The following is a 17,272-nucleotide window of genomic DNA, read 5'->3' as shown; positions in this document are numbered from 1 at the left end:
TGCTCCGCGCCTGTGCAGCAGCACCTGTGCCAAAACGCCTCGCTGCAGCGTGCCGCCGGGGTGATTGTTGATCAATCGCGAACAATCCTTTTCTTTGGCAGGGCTTACCGAACCGATGTGGGGTGCCTACAGTTCCACCATCAACGCATCCATCGATCAATTTCTTTTTTCAGAGACCTTGCCATGACCATCGACACATCCGCCGCCCAACCCCTGCTGAACAAGCTGCAATGGCGCTACGCCGCCAAGAAGATGAACCCCGCCAAGGTGGTTCCACAGGACAAGGTGGAGCGCATTCTTGAAGCTGCCCGCCTGGCGCCCACGTCCAGCGGCCTGCAGCCGTTCGAGATCATTGTGGTGACCGACCCTGCCGTGCGCGCCAAGATCCAGCCCATCGCCTGGAACCAGGCCCAGATCACCGACGGCTCTCACCTGCTGGTGTTTGCGGCTTGGGACAACTACACGGCCGACCGCATCAACATGATGTTCGATTTGACCAATGACCAGCGTGGCTTCAAGAACGAAGGCTGGGAAAACTACCGCCAGATGCTGCTCAGCAGCTACCCCCAGCGCGACGCCGAAGTGAACTTCCAGCACGCCGCCCGCCAGGCCTACATCGGCATGAGCGCTGCTCTGATCGCTGCGGCGTTTGAAGAAGTGGACTCGACGCCTATGGAAGGCTTTGACCCCAACGCGCTGGATGAAATCCTGGGTCTGCGGGCACGCGGCCTCCGCAGCGTTGCCATCTTGCCGCTGGGCTACCGCGCCGACGAAGGCGACTGGCTGGTGAACCTGAAGAAGGTGCGCCGCCCCCGCGAGCAGTTCGTCACCGAAGTCTGAGGCACGCGTCCTGAGTCACAAAAAAAGGCTGGACCCGTGCTCCAGCCTTTTTTGCGTGGGGAGCCTCAGCGTGTGGCGGGCGCTGCATCCGTCACGCGGCGCATGGGGGTGAGCACGAAGGCGAGTGCCGCCAGCACCACCAGCGTTCCGCCGCTGGCCGCAAACAGCTGCGTGAGCGTGATGCTCTTCATCACCCAGCCGGTGACGGCGGCCGAGATGGGCGCCAGGCCCATGAAGATGAACATGAACAGGCTCATCGCGCGGCCCAGCAGGGCGGGCGGGACCCGGTGCTGGATCCAGGTGAACACGCTCACCTGCATGAATCCGCCGAGCAGACCGATAACCAGCATCAGCACCGCGCCCTGCCACACAGCGGTGATCAGGCCCAGCGGCATGAACAGCGCGCCAATGATGGCGTCGAACGCCAGGATGGTCATGCCCAGGCTGCCAAACCGCAGCCGGGGCACCATGCCCGATACCACCATACCCAGCAACGTGCCCGCACCATGGGCGCCCACGATGATGCCGAAGGCAGCGGCACCCAGCTGCGGGCTGCTGCTGGCCAGCACCGGAATGGCGATGTGGATGGGGCCCATGATGAACAGGGCAATCGCGCTCCAGTACAAAAAGCAGGTGCGCAACTCGCTGTCGCGCCAGAAGTGACCCAGGCCTTGTGCCACCGAGGCGAGCACTGCCTGCGGCGCGGCTGTGGGGGCGGAAAGGCCCGCAAGGCCTGCCAGAGGCTGGACCTTGGACAGCGTCCAGGCCGACACGGCGAAGCTCAGCGCATCCAGCGCAAAGGCCATGCCGATACCGGTGGCGTTGGCATGTGCGGGCGCATCCGCTGCGGTGTGGCCCGCACCACCGGCACCAAACAGGGCAATCAGCAGGCCCGCCAGCAAGGGCCCCAGGAACATCGTCAGCTGCCGCAGGCCCAGGCTGATGCCGTTGGCGGCCTGCAGCTGAGGGCGCGCCACCACCGACGGCATCATGGCCGTGCCGGCCGGAATGCTGAAAGCCGTGGCCAGCCCAATGCCCAGCGACAGCGCGTACACCATCCACAGCGACAGCGTGCCCGCAAACACCAGCCCCGCTAGCGCGGCCAGCAGCACCAGGTTGACGTATTTGGTGATCATCAGCACCTGCTTGGGCGAATGGCGGTCCACCAGCGCGCCGCCAATCAGGATGAACAGCGCACGCGGTACGCTGATGAGAGCGAGTACGGTGCCCAGCACCAGCGTGTCGCCCGTCATCTGCAGCACCAGCCAGGGCAGCGCGATCAGCGTGAACTGGTCGCCTAGCATGGACAGGGCCGAGCCGCCAATCATCCAGCGGAAGTTGGGGTCCTGCAGCAACGCGGCGCGCGGGTCTGCGGGCGGGGTTGCGGGGCCTGCGCCGGGTGGGTGGGCAGGACGGGGTGAGGTATCAGGTCGCATGAACGAGGTCTCCCAAAGAATGACGGGTGTGCGTTCGCCCCGTGAGCAAGCGGCCCACAGCGGTAAAACGCACAAACAGGTGGTAGCTGGCCAGGCACAGGGCCGTGGTGGCCAGCACGTTGATCAGCATCTTGGCCAGGGCCGGAACGGGCAGACCGTACAGCAGCGCACCCAGGCCGATCGTGAGTGGCAGGTGCACGAGGTACACCCAGTACGAACTGTCGGCCAGATAGGCCAGCCAGGCGCGGGGCTGGCCGACATGGCGCAGAAACAGCCCGATCAGCGCAAAGCTCCACAGCCACGACGCGCTGTTGTAGGCCAGCGCCATCCAGAACTGCAGGTGGCGCATGGCGGATACCGGCGCGGCCAGCAGGTCGGTGAACGCCCCGGTAACCATTACCAGTGCAAAGGCCGACGCCTCGGGCTGGGCCAGCACTTCTGACAGCAGCGCGGTGAGCAGAAACCCCACCAGCCCCAGGCCCGCCAGCGTAGGCCAGTGCCGCTCGTAGCGCGCCATCAGCGTCTTGCGGTGCACATACAGGCACAGGCCAAAGCCGTAGAACAGCCCGTTGTGGATCCATTCCGCCAGCGGCGGCAGGAAGGACCCGCTGGGCGTGACGATGCCGTGGTCGTAGCCCGCGCCAATCCAGGCCAGCGGCAGCGTGAGCACCAGCAGACCGGTTGGAGTGCCTCCCAGCCAGAGGGCTCCGCGCTGTAAGGCCTGCTGCATCCCTGCGGGCAAGGCGCGCACTGCCATCCATGCCAAGGGCGTCAGCAGCGCCAGCCACAACAGCATCCACAAGAACCAGAGGTGCATGGTGGCCGGGCCTTGGGGCACATTGGGGCCCCGGGGTAGCAGGCTACGGTCCACGCCCCAGGTGCCATAGGCCATGCGGTGCAGGAACATCAGCCCGAGCAACGCGCAGGCCACGAACAGCGGCGGCCAGAACAGCGCAAAGGGCAGGCCCAGGCGGCGCAGCCGGTTGCGCACCATGCCAGCCAGGCCGTGCCGTTGGACCAACGCTGCCACGAAGAACCCGGCGAGGATGAAAAACAAGGGCATGCGGAAGGCATGGATCAGCGCCACCAGCAGGTCTGCCAGAGGGCTGGACTGGTCGTCGTGCCAGGGCAGGGGCGAAGGCCGGCTCATGTAGATGACCGAGACATGCAGCACGATGCCCAGCCACATCATGGTGGCGCGCAAGTTGTCCAGCGCGTGCAGCCGCCGGGTGGGGGCTGAGGGGCTGGAGGAGGGTGTCGATCCGTTCATGGGGATCGACTGTGGGGCCTCACGTTGCGTGAGGGTCAAGCACTTTTCAGTGTTTTTTTGGGAGATGGTGTGATCGCCTCAGCGGCGCGCAGGGACCGCAGCAGTCACGGCAGGTGCTGGCATCGCATGTGCCAGCGCCGCCTGCAGATAGGCGCGCACGGGGGCGCTCAACGGCGATCCCGCCTGCAACAGTGGCTCGTTGGCCGACGCCGTGAGCAGCTTCTGGCGCAATGGCGCATCGCTGTGGGTCAGCTGGTCGAGCAGCGTGTTCCAGCGCACGGCTGCACCCGCTGCATCTGCATGGTCCCAGGGTACTTGGCGGTCCAGCAATTGCTGTACGTCGCGTTCCAGTGCCGCCCACGCGGTGTGAGGCACATGGCCCAGCATGCGCAGATCGTCGCGGGTCAGGTACTTCTCCAGCAGCGCCAGGCGCAGCTTGATGGCCGTTTCGACGTATTCGATCATGTCGCCGGGCGGCGCGTGGTTGCGTCCCTGGGCACTGGGCTCGGTGCGGAACATGTGGCCCCAGCGGTCCAGCAGATCGAGGTCGCCCCCCATCCAGTGCAGCATCAGTGCCATCCAGCGGTAAGCCAATGCCTGCACCTCGGGTGCATCGGGTGGCAGCTCGCGGTCCATGGCGCTGCGCACCAGGTCTTTGACAACGAGCCAGTCGGCCTCGATCAGGCTCCAGTTGGTGAAGATCTGCTTGAGTTCGGTGGTGCTGAAGTATTTGCCATAGGTGGTCATCAGCGCCAGCGCTTCGAGCCAGTTGCCCATGTCGGGTTCGGCACCCGCCATGAGACCGTCGCGCAGCATGGTCAGGCGCCCGCGCAGTTCTGTGGCCTGGGTGATCTGCTGGTCCAGCGCGCGGATCTGCTGGCCAATGATGCGCTCGGGCGCTACCCCATCGCCCGCCAGCAGCTCGGCAATATCGCTGAGCGCCAGGCCCATCTGGCGCATGGTCTGGATGCCGTGCAGCCGCTGTACGTCGGCCTGGCTGTACAGGCGGTACCCCGCGTCTGACCGGCCCGAGGGCTTGAGCAGCCCGACCTCGTCATAGTGGTGCAGCGTGCGCACCGTGAGGCCGGTGCGCCGCGCGAGGTCGCCGACCTTCAGCAGCATGGGATCAGCGGCCGACAGCGATGAGTTCGATCTCGAAGTTCAACGTGGCGTTGGGAGGGATCACGCCACCCGCACCGGCTGCACCATAGGCGATGGCGGGTGGGCAGGTCAGCTTGGCCTTGCCGCCCGGCTTCATGCGCTGCACGCCTTCGGTCCAGCAGGGGATCACGCGGTTGAGCGGGAACGAGGTGGGCTCGCCCCGCTTGTAGGAGCTGTCGAACTCCTTGCCGTCGAGGAACGTGCCCTTGTAGTGGACCTTGACCGTGTCGGTGGCCTTGGGCGATTCGCCCGTGCCGTCTTTGAGCGATTCGTAGACCAGGCCACTGGCCGTGGTGAGGGGCTTGGAGGTCTGGGCCATGGCGGCGGGGGCCATCACAACGGTGGCGAGCAAGAAGCACAAGAGGTTTCGCAAAGGGGGCTCCTGAAAGAGTGGATCACAACGCAGCCCGCGATCTTATGCGCGTTCGTGCCGCGGCCTGTGGGAGCGGCACCACGAAAAAAGCCCTGGGCACGCGAGCGCCAGGGCTTGGGAGGTCATGAACCACGGCAGCGGGTGGGCCGCCGGTGTCTTCACGGCTGGGTCAGGCGTAGTCGCTCACCGGGATGCAGCTGCAGCTCAGGTTGCGGTCGCCCCACACGTTGTCCACGCGGCCCACGGGCGACCAGTATTTGTTGCTGCGCAGTGCGGCCACGGGGTAGGCGGCCGCTTCGCGGGTGTAGGGGCGGTTCCACTCGCCGCTCAGCAGGCTTTCTGCGGTGTGCGGGGCGTTCTTGAGCGGGTTGTTGTCCTGCGGCAGCTTGCCCGCTTCGATCTGGCGGATCTCCTCGCGGATGGCGATCATCGCGTCGATGAAGCGGTCAATCTCAAACAGCGTTTCGCTCTCGGTGGGCTCCACCATCAGCGTGTTGGGCACCGGGAAGCTCAGCGTGGGGGCGTGGAAGCCGTAGTCGATGAGGCGCTTGGCCACGTCTTCGGCCATCACGCCACTGGTGTCCTTGAGGCTGCGCAGGTCCAGGATGCACTCGTGCGCCACATGGCCGTTCTCGCTCGCGTACAGCGTGGGGTAGTGGTCCTTGAGGCGTGCGCTGATGTAGTTGGCGCTCAGGATGGCGGTCTCGGTGGCAGCTTGCAGGCCTTCGGCGCCCATCATGCGGATGTACATCCAGCTGATGGGCAGCACGGCGGCGTTGCCCAGCGGGGCAGCGCTGACGGCACCCACGCCGCCTGCCACGCCCGCTGTGGCATGGCCGGGCAGGAAGGGCACCAGGTCTTGCACCACGCAGACGGGGCCGACGCCAGGGCCGCCACCGCCGTGGGGGATGCAGAAGGTCTTGTGCAGGTTCAGGTGGCTCACGTCACCGCCAAACTCGCCGGGGGCAGCCACACCGACCAGGGCGTTCATGTTGGCGCCATCCACATACACGCGGCCGCCGTGGCTGTGCACCAGGGCGCACAGTTCCTTCACGCTGGTTTCAAACACGCCGTGCGTGCTGGGGTAGGTGATCATCACGGCGGCCAGGTTGGCGCTGTGCTGCTCGCACTTGGCTTTCAGGTCCACCAGGTCCACGTTGCCGTTGGCATCACAGGCCGTCACCACCACCTGCATGCCCACCATCTGGGCGCTGGCGGGGTTGGTGCCGTGCGCGCTGCTGGGGATCAGGCAGATGTTGCGGTGGCCTTCGCCACGCGACTCGTGGTAGCCCTTGATGGCCAGCAGGCCGGCGTATTCGCCCTGCGAGCCTGCGTTGGGCTGCAGGCTGATGCCCGCGTAACCTGTGGCCTGGCACAGCCAGGCGCGCAGCTGCTCGTCCAGCTCCTTGTAGCCCACCAGCTGGTCAGCGGGGGCGAACGGGTGCACGTTGGCAAACTCAGGCCAGGTGATGGGGATCATCTCGCTGGTGGCATTGAGCTTCATGGTGCAAGAGCCCAGCGGGATCATGCTGCGGTCCAGCGCCAGGTCCTTGTCGGACAGCTGGCGGATGTAGCGCAGCATGCCCGTTTCGGAATGGTGGGTGTTGAACACCGGGTGCGTGAGGTAGCTGCTCGCGCGGCGCAGTTCGGTGGGGATCAGCGGCTCCACGCCCTTTTCAAACGCGTCGAAGGTGGGGAGCGCCTGGCCGTCCTTGGCGAAGATTTTCCACAGCAGCTCGATGTCGGCGCGTGTGGTGGTCTCGTCCAGCGAGATGCACAGGTACTCTTCAAAGTAAATTCTCAGGTTGGCGCCCATCTGTACTGCGCGAGCAGCTATGGATTTGGTAGCGGCGCCGGTGTGCAGGCTGAGCGTGTCGAAGGTCGCCTGTTCGCGCACCGGGGCACCCAACTGCTTCAGGCCCTGGGCCAGGATGGCGGTGTAGGCGGCCACGCGTTGTGCAATGCGCTTAAGGCCTTCGGGGCCGTGGTAGACGGCGTACATGCTGGCGATCACGGCGGGCAATACCTGGGCCGTGCAGATGTTGGATGTGGCTTTTTCGCGGCGGATGTGCTGTTCGCGCGTTTGCAGGGCCAGGCGGTAGGCGGGCTTGCCATGCACGTCCACGCTCACGCCCACCAGGCGGCCAGGCATGGAGCGCTTGAATTCATCGCGGCAGGCCATGTAGGCAGCGTGGGGGCCACCTGCGCCCATGGGCATGCCAAAGCGCTGGGTGGTGCCCACCACGATGTCGGCACCTTGTTCGCCGGGCGGCGTGATGAGGGTGAGCGCCAGCAGGTCGGCAGCCACGATGAAGGCGGCTTGCTTGGCGTGGGCCTTTTCCACGTCGGCGCGCAGGTCGTCAATGCGGCCGCTGGTGGCGGGGTACTGGGCCAGCACGGCAAAGTAGTCGCCGTCCAGCAGGGTGTTCCATTCTTCGGCCGAATTGGCCAGGCGCACTTCCAGGCCCAGGGGCTTGGCGCGGGTCTGGATGACCTCAATGGTCTGCGGGTGGGCATCGCCCGCCACCACAAACACGTTGCTCTTGCTCTTAACCGAGCGCTTGGCCAGTGTCATCGCTTCGGCGGCGGCGGTGGCCTCGTCCAGCATGGAGGCGTTGGCGATCGGCATGCCGGTGAGGTCGCACACCATGGTCTGGAAGTTGACCAGGGCCTCCATGCGGCCTTGCGAAATCTCAGCCTGGTAGGGCGTGTAGGCGGTGTACCAGGCGGGGTTCTCCAGGATGTTGCGCAGGATGACGCCCGGTGTGTGCGTGCCGTAGTAGCCCTGGCCGATGAAGCTCTTGAGCAACTGGTTCTTGCCCGCGATGGCCTTGAGTTCTGCCAGTGCTGCCGCTTCGGTGAGCGGCGCTGGCAGGTCCATGCCCCGGCTGCGTGCGATGGAGCGCGGCACGATGGATTCGATGAGCGCACGGCGCGAGGCTTCGCCGATCACCGACAGCATGTGCGCTTCGTCGGCTGCGTCGATGCCGATGTGGCGGGGCAGGAATTCGGTGGCGTTTTCAAGCGCGCCAAGGGGGGTGGCGGATTGCATCAGCATGGGGCAGTCTCGTAGGTCGCAGCGGGTTGGGGGCAGTGCCGGGGAGGTGGCTCGCACCCGGCGGGGCGGCGGGCCGGGCATGGCCCGGCGCCATGCCCTGTAAGTCGGCAAGGATCAGGCGTTCTTGGCGAACTCGGTGTACGTGGCTTCGTCCAGCAGGGCGTCGAGCTGGCTCGCGTCGGCCAGCTTGACCTTGAAAAACCAGCCAGCGCCCAGCGGATCGCTGTTGGCCAGCGACGGGTCGGCACGCAGGGCTTCGTTCACTTCCACCACTTCGCCAGAGACGGGCATATACACATCGGCGGCGGCCTTCACGGACTCGACCACGCCAGCCACTTCGCCCTGGGCAAAGCTCTTGCCCACTTCGGGCAGGTCCACAAACACCACATCACCCAGCGCGTCCTGCGCGTGGACGGTGATGCCCACCACCGAGGCGTTGGCATCAGCGGCGTTGATCCACTCGTGGTCTTTGGAGAATTTGATCGTCATGGGAAGCTCCTCAAGCAAAGGAAAAAAGTAAAGGAATCTGCAATGTAAGCGGGCGCAGCTTCTGCGCTTCGCTGATGAAATCAGCCGCGGTAGTAATTGGCGGGCACAAAGGGCATGGCGCGCACTTCCATGGGCACCGGCTTGCCGCGCACGATGGCGTTGACACGGGTGCCGATGGCTGCAAAGTCGGGCGTGACGTAGCCCATGGCCACAGGTTCGTTCACCGTGGGGCCCAGCAGGCCACTGGTGACTTCGCCGATCTTTTGGCCGTCCGTGCTCTGCAGTTCGGTGTGCTCGCGCACCGGCACACGTTCCAGCGCGACCAGACCCACACGCTTGCGGGGCAGGCTGGCAGGGTTGTCAATCTGTGCGAGCACCTTGTCGGCGCCAGGGAAACCACCCGCACGCGTGCCGCCGGTGCGGCGCACTTTCTGAATAGCCCAGTTGAGCGCGGCTTCGGGGGGCGTGGTGGTGGTGTCGATGTCGTTGCCGTACAGGCACAGACCTGCTTCGAGGCGCAGCGAGTTGCGGGCGCCCAGGCCGATGGGCTTGACTTCAGGCTGGGCCAGCAGGGCGCGGGCCAGGGCGTCGGCCTGCACGGCGGGCACGGAGATTTCAAAGCCGTCTTCGCCGGTGTAGCCGCTGCGGGTCACAAAGCAGTCGCAGCCAGCAATGCTGAGAGCGCCACCGGTCATGAACACCAGCTTTTCGACGCCGGGCGCGAGGCGGGCGAGGGCGGTGACGGCCTGTGGGCCCTGCAGCGCGAGCAGGGCGTGGTCGGGCATGGGCACCACCTTGCAGCGTTGGCCGATGCGGGCCTGGATATGGGCAATGTCGCCCACTTTGCAGGAGCCGTTGACGATAACAAAAAGGGTGGGCTCGCCATCCACCACGCCCTGGTTGAAGAACATCAGGTCATCAATGACCGTGCCTTCGTCGGTCAAAAGCAGGCCGTAGCGCTGCTTGCCCACGGGCAGGTCGATCACATCCACGGGCATCAGGGTTTCAAACGCCGCCGCCGCATCGGCACCGATCAGCTTGAGCTGGCCCATGTGCGACACGTCAAACAGGCCGGCGGCAGTGCGGGTGTGCACATGCTCGGCCATCAGGCCAGCGGGGTATTGCACGGGCATGGAATAGCCTGCAAAAGGCACCATGCGAGCGCCCAGCTCGATGTGCAGGGCGTTCAGGGGCGTGGTGAGCAGGGGGGCGGTGGCTGACATGGCGGACTCCGGGCAAATGGGGGCCGCGACCACGGTGTGGTCACGGGATTTGCCCTGCTGTCCGCTTTACCTGAGAGATTCACCGCAGCGCCCTGGCTGGCCGTGCGGTTTGCTCCTTCGGTGGATGGCCTGCACACAGTTTCTTTTCTGTGGGGTCACCTCTCTCCAGCAAGGGAACGCCCGCATCGCTGCGGGCGGTTGCCAGTCCTTTTGCCTGAGCGTTCGGCTGCTGCCTGCGCCTTCGGCGGTGCCGCGCGCCTTGGGGACAAGACGGAGCACTCTCTCCTGACTGGGCGATTCTAACTACTTTGCGTAGACCAGATCCCGAAGTGCCAACGAGATCGATGGCACATAGGTGATGATCAGCAGGCACACCAGAATCACGCCGACGAACGGCAGCAAGTGCTTGATGATCCGATCCAGCGAGATTCTGGCCACCGTGCAGGCCGCGAACAGGTTCACCCCGAATGGTGGCGTGATCATGCCCAGCGCCAGGTTCACCACCATGATCAGCCCGAAGTGCACGGGGTCCACACCGAAATGCATGGCCACAGGCGCCAGAATGGGTGCCAGCACAATGATGGCCGCACTGGTCTCGATGAACATGCCGATCACGAACAGCGCCGCGTTCACGCCCAATAAGAAGAGGGCAGGGGACTGCAGTACCGCCTCCAGCCAGCGGCCGATGGCATCGGGCACGCCGGCGCGCGTGATGAGGAATGCAAACAAGCCGGCGTTGGCGATGATGAACATGATCACCGCCGATGAGATGGCAGATTTGCGCAGGATGGCGAACAGGTCCTTGAGCTTGATCTCGCGGTAGATGACGATGCCCACCACCAACGCGTAGAACACGGCGACGGCCGATGCCTCGGTGGGGGTGAACACACCACCATAGATGCCGCCCAGGATGATCACCGGCATCAGCAGCGCCCAACCCGCCTGCAGCGTGGCCTTGCCAAAGGGCATGCGCCCATCGCCGTCGTTTTTGCCCCAGCCCTTGTACTTGCAGTACACCCAGACAAACAGCATCAGGGCAGCGCTGATGAGCAGTCCGGGGCCGAAGCCCGCGATGAACAGTTCGCCAATCGACACCTCAGCGCTCACACCGTACAGGATCATCGGGATGGAAGGCGGGATGATCACGCCCAACTCGGCACTGGTGGCCTGCAGCGCGGCGGCGTAGCTGGTGGGGTAGCCATGCTTGATGAGCGCAGGAATCAGGATGGCGCCAATTGCAAACGTAGTGGCGACCGACGAGCCCGACACGGCCGCAAAGATCATGCAGGTCAGCACGCAGGTCATGGGCAGGCCACCCTGCACGCCGCCCACGATGCTCTTGGCAAACTCCACGAGGCGGCGCGAGATGCCGCCAGTCTCCATCAGGTTGCCCGCGAGGATGAAGAAGGGGATGGCTGCCAGCGGAAATTTGTTGATGGCCCCGAACATCTCCTTGACGGAAATGAGCATGTTCGCGTTGGAGGCCTGGATGCCCAGGATGGAAGCCAAACCGATGGACACGGCCACCGAGACGGTGAGCGCAAAGCACAGCACCATCGTTGAAATCATGACCAAACTCATTGAGCAGTCTCCAGTTCCATACGCAGGGGATCAATGAGGTTGCCAATGATGCCGACTACACAAAAAAGACCACCCACCGGCATGGCCAGGTAAGCCCAAAACATGGACACAGACTCCAGCCCGGCCATGCTCTGTACCCCCCCGCGTTGCGCGTAGTCCCAGCCGTACCAGATGATGATGCCGATGAGGGCCAGTGCCGCCAGTGCCACCACCCAGTCCAGCACCCGTTTGATGCGCGGTGGACTCCAGCGATACAGCACATCCACGCTAACCATCGCCCCTTGGCGAAACGCAGCTGGGATGGCCAGGAACACCATCCAGATCAGGCTGAAGCGGATCAGCACTTCAGTCCATTCTGCGGGCTGCTCCAGCACAAAGCGGGTCACGATCTGGAACATGCCCAGGGCCGCGGCAATCGTCAGCATGGCGCAAGCGCCCAGCATGGCGATGAAGGTGGTCCATCGCTCAAAAGTAAGAAAAACGTTTTTCATGGGGCGGTGCCAACCATGGGTAGGTAGGAGGTGATCAGAACTAGCGATGGTTCAAGAATAAAAACGCCCGATAGCGCAATGGCTACGGGCGTTATCAGCTGCAAAGGTAATAGCAAAGAGACAAATTACTTGACGTCGCGAATCTTGTCGATGGCAGCCTTGCCGAACTGCTTTTCAAACTCGGCGTTCACAGGGGCCAGTGCCGCCACAAACTTGGCCTTGTCCACGTTGTCGATCACGGTCATGCCCTTGGCGCGCAGGTCGGCCACGCCCTTGGCATCGTCTTCGTCCACGCGTGCACGGTTGGCCTTGGTGCCTTCCTTGGCAGCGTCAATGAAGGCCTGCTTGTCGGCTGCCGAGAGCTTGTCGAACGCTGCCTTGTTCATCACGAAGATGCAGGGCGAATACACGTGGCCGGTGAGTGTCAGGTGCTTTTGCACCTGGTCGAACTTGGCCGAGATGATGACCGACAGAGGGTTCTCCTGGCCGTCCACGGTGCCTTGCTGCAGCGCCGTGAACACTTCAGGGAAGGCCATGGGCGTGGTGATGATGCCAAAGCCTTTGTAGGCGGCAATGTGCACGGGGTTCTCCATCGTGCGCATCTTCAGGCCCTTGAGGTCACCGGGCTCTTTCACGTCGCGCTTGCTGTTGGTCATGTGGCGGAAGCCGTTTTCAGCCCAGGCCAGCGCCTTGAAGCCCTTGGCGTCAAATTTGGACAGCAGGTCCTGGCCGATGGGACCGTCGAGCACGGCGCGGGCGTGTGCCTTGTCGCGGAACAGGAAGGGCACATCCAGGATCTTGGTCTCTGGCACAAAGTTGGGCACCGGGCCGGTGGAGCTGAAGGCCAGTTCTTGTGTACCCAGTTGCACAGCTTCGATTGATTCGCGCTCGCCACCGAGTGCGCCGTTGTAGAAGGTCTGAACCTTGTAGCGGCCGCCGGTGCGCTTTTCCACTTCCTTGGCAAACGTGTCGATGGCGACGCCCTGGTGGGAGTTCTGGGCCGTCGAGATGCTGATGCGCATGGTGGTCTGCGCTGCAGCGGTGGCCACAAAGCCGAGCGCGAGGCTCAGGCCAACGACGAGTTTGGTCAATTGCATGGTGTCTCCTGTTGATGTTGGGCCAGGGCGATTGGCTGCGCGCAAGCCCCTTGCACAGCGGTCCCCGACCTCGGTCAAATTATGGCGGTGCAGCATGACCGCAGGCATCGGGGTTTGTGCTGGTAAGCGTGCTTATCAACGGGGCGGCAAGGGGTTTGGAGTTGCGTAGGTGACACCAAAGGAGGAGGGCTTGCCAGCAGCGCTGACGGATTGCTGGAGCGGCAGTGAACGGCGGACTGCCCATTGGTGCGTTGACTGCTGCGGCGAGTCCCCTGCACCCGTGCCGCAGACGTTGCAATGCCAAGGGCCCCGTGCTGGCGGTAACCAGCCGGGGCCTTGTCAATTTGTGCGCTCCGGTAAGAGCGCCTTGATGGAAGAAGTATGCACCGGGTGCTGCAGATGAATTTGCTGAATTTGGCGCATTCTATTGGAAATGCAGAATAATTTTCTGCATCTGAATGATTTGCTGAATAATCAGGCCGATGGATCGACTGGATAGAAAAATTCTCGCTGTCTTGCAGGCAAACGCTCGCGCCAGCCTGCAAGAAATAGGGCAGGCCGTGGGCCTGAGCCCGTCACCCTGCTGGGGGCGCATCAAAAAGATGGAAGAGGCGGGTGTCATCCAGGGCTACACGGTGCGCATCAATCCTCAGTCCCTTGACCTGGCCGACACGGTACTGGTGCAGGTCACCCTCGACAGCCATTCGGACAACACGCTCGAAAAGTTTGGCGAGACACTGGCCAGCATTCCCGAAGTGATCGAGGCGCACCTGGTCTCCGGTGACTACGACTACCTGCTGCGCATCGTCGTCAAGGACACCCGCGATTACGAGCGCCTGCTGCGCGAGAAGCTCTACAAGATCAAAGGCATACGGCACAGCCGCTCCAGCTTTGTGCTGCGGACCTTGAAGAAGGCAGACCTGCCCTTGTTCACCGGGTAGGCCGTTCATGTGGCGTGGCAAGACGCCGGAGATTTCTTGCAGATAACTGGCAACGCACTTTTGGCCAGCGCCCCAACTGCGAGCAGTTCTGCGTTGTGACCTTGAAATGCGACGGCACAATCGCTTTTACAGCGCGGTGTCTGCCGGAAAAAGGCGGGTGGATTCCCACACCGCGCACCATCGCAGTGCGCCCGTCTGGGCAATGCGCAGAGCTGTTTGAGTAAAAGCACACCCAGCCCTTCCGAAGAACACCATGAACCTGCGTTTTGTCGAAGCCTTCTACTGGGTAGCCTCTCTCAAGAGCGTGACACGCGCTGCCGAGAAGCTTTTTCTGACCCAGTCCGCCATGTCCAGCCGCATCTCCGCGCTCGAAGAAGAGCTGGGCGTGCTATTGCTGGACCGGCGCGACAAGCATTTCAAACTCACGGTGGCCGGTGCCCGGTTCCTGGTGTATGCCAAGCGCATGCTGGAGCTGCAGCGCCAGCTCAAATCCGAGATGGGATCGGGCGGCCCATTGGAGGTGTCGATCCGGCTGGGGGCCATCGAATCGGTCTTGCACTCATGGCTCATTCCGTGGGTGGAACAGTTGCGCAAGGACAACCCTTTGCTGGAGCTGGAGTTGACGGTAGAGACCACCCCCGTATTGCTCGACCAGATCCGCCGCGGAACGCTGGATGCCGTATTTGCCGCCTTGCCAGCGGCGGCAGATGGCATCCGCAGCCAGGCGGTGACGCCCATGGAGATGGTGTTTGTGGGCAACAGCAAAACGCACCGCAAGCGCCGCTATGCGCTGGAAGACTTTGCAGGCGCTGACATCCTGACTTTCCAGCGTGGCTCGCAGCCGCATGTCTCCCTGCTCGACACGCTGCGCCAGGCCCAGGTGGAGCCGCGTTGCGTGCACACCATCTCGTCGATTTCTGCCATGGTGCAGTTGGTGCAAGGCGGCTTTGGCGTGGCCACGCTGCCGCGCCTGGCAGTGCAGCGTCTGCTGGCATTCCCCGACCTGCGTGCGCTGGCGTGCGACGCGGCGCTGCGGCCGCTGCCCATCCACGTGAGCTACCGCGAAGACCCCTCATCGCCCGCCATGGAGGCCGTGGTGCGTTCGGCGCTGGACTTCATCGAGCAGCAGCAGCCCGCGCCAGCCCGCCGCTCTCGCAAGGGCTGAGCCTCCGTCAAAAACGCCTCGGCGCACTCTGCCGGGCGCGCTCGACACACACCTTTTTTTCCCGGCATTCCAATGGTCCGGCGGTGTCAGGGTTTACCCGTAAATTTTTTCTCAGGGTTTTCCCTTGGCACCAATATGGTTCGCCTCTCCCCAATGGAGTGCATGGAAAAAATCGATGACGTAATAGAAATTTTTTGAATTTGCCAGGGTCGTTAACACCCCAACACAATCTGCCCAACGTCATGCAATTGACATTTCTCAATGCAAGGAAAAACGGTGGACTTCGTTCAAGAAAATTCGCTCGCGGTGTTTGGTCCTGAAGGTGCCAGCAACCCGATCCATGTCCGTGACACTATCCGCAAGGGCCTGTGGACATCGCACACCAGTGGCCTTGCAGATGGCCATGTTCAGGGCAACGTCGTCATCCTGCCCGAGGTGCTTGCCAGTGACTTCCTGCGGTTCTGTCAACGCAACCCCAAGCCTTGCCCTGTGCTGGCGGTCAGCGAGCCCGGACAGTTCACCTTGCCCTCCCTGGGCAAGGGCATCGACATTCGCAGCGATGTGCCGCTCTATCGCATCTGGCGTCACGGTGAAATGTCGGAAGAGGTGGCGGACATCGCCAGCCTCTGGCGCTCTGACTTGGTCACCTTCGTTCTCGGTTGCTCCTTCTCGTTCGAGTCCGCATTGATCGAGGCAGGCATCCGCCTGCGCCACGTTGAGGAAGGCAAGAACGTAGCCATGTTCCGCACCAATGTGCAAACCGAGTCGGCGGGTCCCTTTGGTGGCCCCATGGTAGTGACCATGCGTCCCATGCCTGCAGCAGATGTGATTCGGGCGGTGCAGGTCACCTCGCGGTTTCCCAACGTGCACGGCGCACCGGTGCACATTGGTGACCCGGCTCTCATCGGCATCACCGATCTGTCCCAGCCCGACTATGGCGATGCCGTAGCGCTGATGCCCGGTGAGATCCCTGTTTTCTGGGCCTGCGGCGTGACGCCGCAATCGGCCATCCTCAACGCCCAACCGGCCTTCTGCATCACCCATGCCCCGGGTTGCATGCTGATCACCGATCTTCTCAACCACCAACTCGCCAGCTTCTAAGCGGCTTACCCCAGGAGTCTCCCCATGAAAAAATTTGCACTGTGTATGACGGCTGCCCTCAGCGTGTGTGCGGCCCAGGCCCAGGTCAAGTGGGACCTGCCCACCGGCTACGGCGCCAACAGTTTCCAGACGCAGAACGTGCAGCAGTTTGCCGATGAAGTGGACAAGCTCACCGGCGGCAAACTCAAGATCACCCTGCACCCCGGTGGTTCGCTGTACAAGGCCAACGAAATCAAGCGCGCGGTACAGACCGGGCAGGTGCCTTCGGCCGAATTCATCCTGTCGGGCGCCACCAACGAGAACCCGCTGTTTGGCGTGGACTCCATCCCCTTCCTGGCGACCACCTATGCAGAGTCCAAACGCCTGTACCTGGCCGCCAAGCCCGCGCAAGAGAAGCTGCTCGCCGCCCAGGGCGTGAAGGTGCTGTTCTCGGTGCCATGGCCTGGTCAGTCGCTGTATTCGCTCAAGCCGGTGAGCACGCCCGCAGACTTTGCGGGCACCAAGATGCGCGCTTACAACCCTGCCACCACGCGCATTGCCCAGCTGCTCAAGGCGCAGCCCGTGACGATCCAGCTGTCCGAGCTGGGCCAGGCCCTCGCGACCAACACGGTGCAGAACTTTCTGACGTCGAGCGCCAGCGGCGTGGAGTCCAAGCTGTATGAGCAGGTCAAGTACTTCTACCCCGTCAGCGCGTGGCTGCCGCGCAATGCCACGGTGGTGAACCAGAAGGCCTTTGACGCCCTCGACAAGCCCCTGCAGGACGCCGTGCTCAAAGCCGCAGCTGCCGCCGAAGAACGCGGCTGGGCCACCAGCGAGCGTGTGGACAAGGAGTTCATCAAGGAACTGTCGGCCAAAGGCATGACGGTGGCAGAGCCCAGCGACAGCATCAAGAAGGAGCTGGCGAGCATCGGCGAATCCATGACTGCCGACTGGGTGAAATCGGCCGGTGCCGAGGGGCAGGCCATCATCGACGCCTACCGCAAGAAGTAGTCGCGTCTGAACATGTCTGAAGGCCCCCACGGGGCCGGGTAGCGCACCGCGCGCTA

The 17,272-nt window shown here is 63.5% G+C and carries 15 protein-coding genes and 2 riboswitches; of the genes, 5 read left to right on the top strand and 10 right to left on the bottom strand.

The annotated features are described in order from the left end of the window. Positions 1 to 183 precede the first annotated feature (183 nt). Positions 184 to 840 (top strand): NAD(P)H-dependent oxidoreductase, encoded by a 657-nt coding sequence (locus tag C8C99_RS09995; protein ID WP_108625649.1) that lies wholly within the window; start codon positions 184 to 186, stop codon positions 838 to 840. Positions 841 to 905: 65 nt separating this feature from the next. Here C8C99_RS09995 and C8C99_RS09990 read toward each other — a convergent pair whose 3' ends face one another. The 10 genes from C8C99_RS09990 to C8C99_RS09945 form a co-directional block, all read right to left on the bottom strand. Continuing rightward, on the bottom strand, positions 906 to 2,276 hold the full coding sequence (locus C8C99_RS09990) for an MFS transporter (RefSeq protein WP_255411684.1): 1,371 nt from the start codon (positions 2,274 to 2,276) through the stop codon (positions 906 to 908). Beyond that, positions 2,266 to 3,546 (bottom strand): acyltransferase family protein, encoded by a 1,281-nt coding sequence (locus tag C8C99_RS09985; RefSeq protein ID WP_108625647.1) that lies wholly within the window; start codon positions 3,544 to 3,546, stop codon positions 2,266 to 2,268. The genes C8C99_RS09990 and C8C99_RS09985 overlap by 11 nt, the downstream gene beginning before the upstream one ends. A 78-nt stretch (positions 3,547 to 3,624) precedes the next feature. Continuing rightward, a complete protein-coding gene (locus C8C99_RS09980) occupies positions 3,625 to 4,668 on the bottom strand; it encodes a MerR family transcriptional regulator (protein ID WP_108625646.1) in 1,044 nt (347 codons plus the stop codon). 4 nt (positions 4,669 to 4,672) lie between these two features. Next, entirely contained in the window at positions 4,673 to 5,041 is a 369-nt protein-coding gene (locus C8C99_RS09975; RefSeq protein ID WP_233247345.1) for an FKBP-type peptidyl-prolyl cis-trans isomerase, read from the bottom strand. 208 nt (positions 5,042 to 5,249) lie between these two features. Beyond that, entirely contained in the window at positions 5,250 to 8,138 is a 2,889-nt protein-coding gene (gcvP, locus tag C8C99_RS09970) for an aminomethyl-transferring glycine dehydrogenase (RefSeq protein ID WP_108625644.1), read from the bottom strand. A gap of 114 nt (positions 8,139 to 8,252) precedes the next feature. Next, a complete protein-coding gene (gcvH, locus tag C8C99_RS09965; protein ID WP_108625643.1) occupies positions 8,253 to 8,627 on the bottom strand; it encodes a glycine cleavage system protein GcvH in 375 nt (124 codons plus the stop codon). Positions 8,628 to 8,707: 80 nt separating this feature from the next. Next, positions 8,708 to 9,850 (bottom strand): glycine cleavage system aminomethyltransferase GcvT, encoded by a 1,143-nt coding sequence (gcvT, locus tag C8C99_RS09960; protein ID WP_108625642.1) that lies wholly within the window; start codon positions 9,848 to 9,850, stop codon positions 8,708 to 8,710. 47 nt (positions 9,851 to 9,897) lie between these two features. Next, a riboswitch (glycine riboswitch) is annotated at positions 9,898 to 10,029 on the bottom strand. Between the two features lie 13 nt (positions 10,030 to 10,042). Continuing rightward, a riboswitch (glycine riboswitch) is annotated at positions 10,043 to 10,148 on the bottom strand. 5 nt (positions 10,149 to 10,153) lie between these two features. Next, positions 10,154 to 11,431 carry a TRAP transporter large permease gene (locus C8C99_RS09955; RefSeq protein WP_056640565.1) on the bottom strand — a complete coding sequence of 426 codons (1,278 nt, stop codon included), beginning with the start codon at positions 11,429 to 11,431 and terminating at the stop codon, positions 10,154 to 10,156. Next, positions 11,428 to 11,922 (bottom strand): TRAP transporter small permease, encoded by a 495-nt coding sequence (locus C8C99_RS09950; protein WP_056640566.1) that lies wholly within the window; start codon positions 11,920 to 11,922, stop codon positions 11,428 to 11,430. Before C8C99_RS09950 ends, C8C99_RS09955 begins: the two co-directional genes overlap by 4 nt. A gap of 125 nt (positions 11,923 to 12,047) precedes the next feature. Then, positions 12,048 to 13,019, bottom strand: a complete 972-nt coding sequence (locus C8C99_RS09945) for a TRAP transporter substrate-binding protein (protein ID WP_056067699.1) — start codon at positions 13,017 to 13,019, stop codon at positions 12,048 to 12,050. A 482-nt stretch (positions 13,020 to 13,501) separates the two neighbouring features. Here C8C99_RS09945 and C8C99_RS09940 point away from each other — a divergent pair, with 482 nt between their 5' ends. The 4 genes from C8C99_RS09940 (at position 13,502) to C8C99_RS09925 (ending at position 17,216) form a co-directional block, all read left to right on the top strand. After that, entirely contained in the window at positions 13,502 to 13,960 is a 459-nt protein-coding gene (locus tag C8C99_RS09940; RefSeq protein WP_056067700.1) for an Lrp/AsnC family transcriptional regulator, read from the top strand. Positions 13,961 to 14,213: 253 nt separating this feature from the next. Continuing rightward, positions 14,214 to 15,125: a LysR family transcriptional regulator gene (locus C8C99_RS09935; protein ID WP_056640567.1), complete on the top strand. Its 912-nt coding sequence runs from the start codon at positions 14,214 to 14,216 to the stop codon at positions 15,123 to 15,125. 306 nt (positions 15,126 to 15,431) lie between these two features. Next, on the top strand, positions 15,432 to 16,226 hold the full coding sequence (locus tag C8C99_RS09930) for a putative hydro-lyase (protein ID WP_056640653.1): 795 nt from the start codon (positions 15,432 to 15,434) through the stop codon (positions 16,224 to 16,226). A 24-nt stretch (positions 16,227 to 16,250) separates the two neighbouring features. Then, entirely contained in the window at positions 16,251 to 17,216 is a 966-nt protein-coding gene (locus C8C99_RS09925; RefSeq protein WP_056640576.1) for a TRAP transporter substrate-binding protein, read from the top strand. Positions 17,217 to 17,272 lie beyond the last annotated feature (56 nt).

The sequence above is a fragment of the Acidovorax sp. 107 genome, from assembly GCF_003058055.1.
GTDB lineage: Bacteria > Pseudomonadota > Gammaproteobacteria > Burkholderiales > Burkholderiaceae_C > Acidovorax.
This window is presented reverse-complemented; position numbering and strand designations above follow the sequence as displayed.

Excerpts from the sequence above, each read along its gene's own strand:
- C8C99_RS09995 (WP_108625649.1), top strand. The coding sequence starts at position 184 with ATGACCATCGACACATCCGCCGCCCAACCCCTGCTGAACAAGCTGCAA.
- C8C99_RS09990 (WP_255411684.1), bottom strand. The coding sequence starts at position 2,276 with ATGCGACCTGATACCTCACCCCGTCCTGCCCACCCACCCGGCGCAGGC.
- C8C99_RS09985 (WP_108625647.1), bottom strand. The coding sequence starts at position 3,546 with ATGAACGGATCGACACCCTCCTCCAGCCCCTCAGCCCCCACCCGGCGG.
- C8C99_RS09980 (WP_108625646.1), bottom strand. The coding sequence starts at position 4,668 with ATGCTGCTGAAGGTCGGCGACCTCGCGCGGCGCACCGGCCTCACGGTG.
- C8C99_RS09975 (WP_233247345.1), bottom strand. The coding sequence starts at position 5,041 with ATGGCCCCCGCCGCCATGGCCCAGACCTCCAAGCCCCTCACCACGGCC.
- gcvP (WP_108625644.1), bottom strand. The coding sequence starts at position 8,138 with ATGCTGATGCAATCCGCCACCCCCCTTGGCGCGCTTGAAAACGCCACC.
- gcvH (WP_108625643.1), bottom strand. The coding sequence starts at position 8,627 with ATGACGATCAAATTCTCCAAAGACCACGAGTGGATCAACGCCGCTGAT.
- gcvT (WP_108625642.1), bottom strand. The coding sequence starts at position 9,850 with ATGTCAGCCACCGCCCCCCTGCTCACCACGCCCCTGAACGCCCTGCAC.
- C8C99_RS09955 (WP_056640565.1), bottom strand. The coding sequence starts at position 11,431 with ATGAGTTTGGTCATGATTTCAACGATGGTGCTGTGCTTTGCGCTCACC.
- C8C99_RS09950 (WP_056640566.1), bottom strand. The coding sequence starts at position 11,922 with ATGAAAAACGTTTTTCTTACTTTTGAGCGATGGACCACCTTCATCGCC.
- C8C99_RS09945 (WP_056067699.1), bottom strand. The coding sequence starts at position 13,019 with ATGCAATTGACCAAACTCGTCGTTGGCCTGAGCCTCGCGCTCGGCTTT.
- C8C99_RS09940 (WP_056067700.1), top strand. The coding sequence starts at position 13,502 with ATGGATCGACTGGATAGAAAAATTCTCGCTGTCTTGCAGGCAAACGCT.
- C8C99_RS09935 (WP_056640567.1), top strand. The coding sequence starts at position 14,214 with ATGAACCTGCGTTTTGTCGAAGCCTTCTACTGGGTAGCCTCTCTCAAG.
- C8C99_RS09925 (WP_056640576.1), top strand. The coding sequence starts at position 16,251 with ATGAAAAAATTTGCACTGTGTATGACGGCTGCCCTCAGCGTGTGTGCG.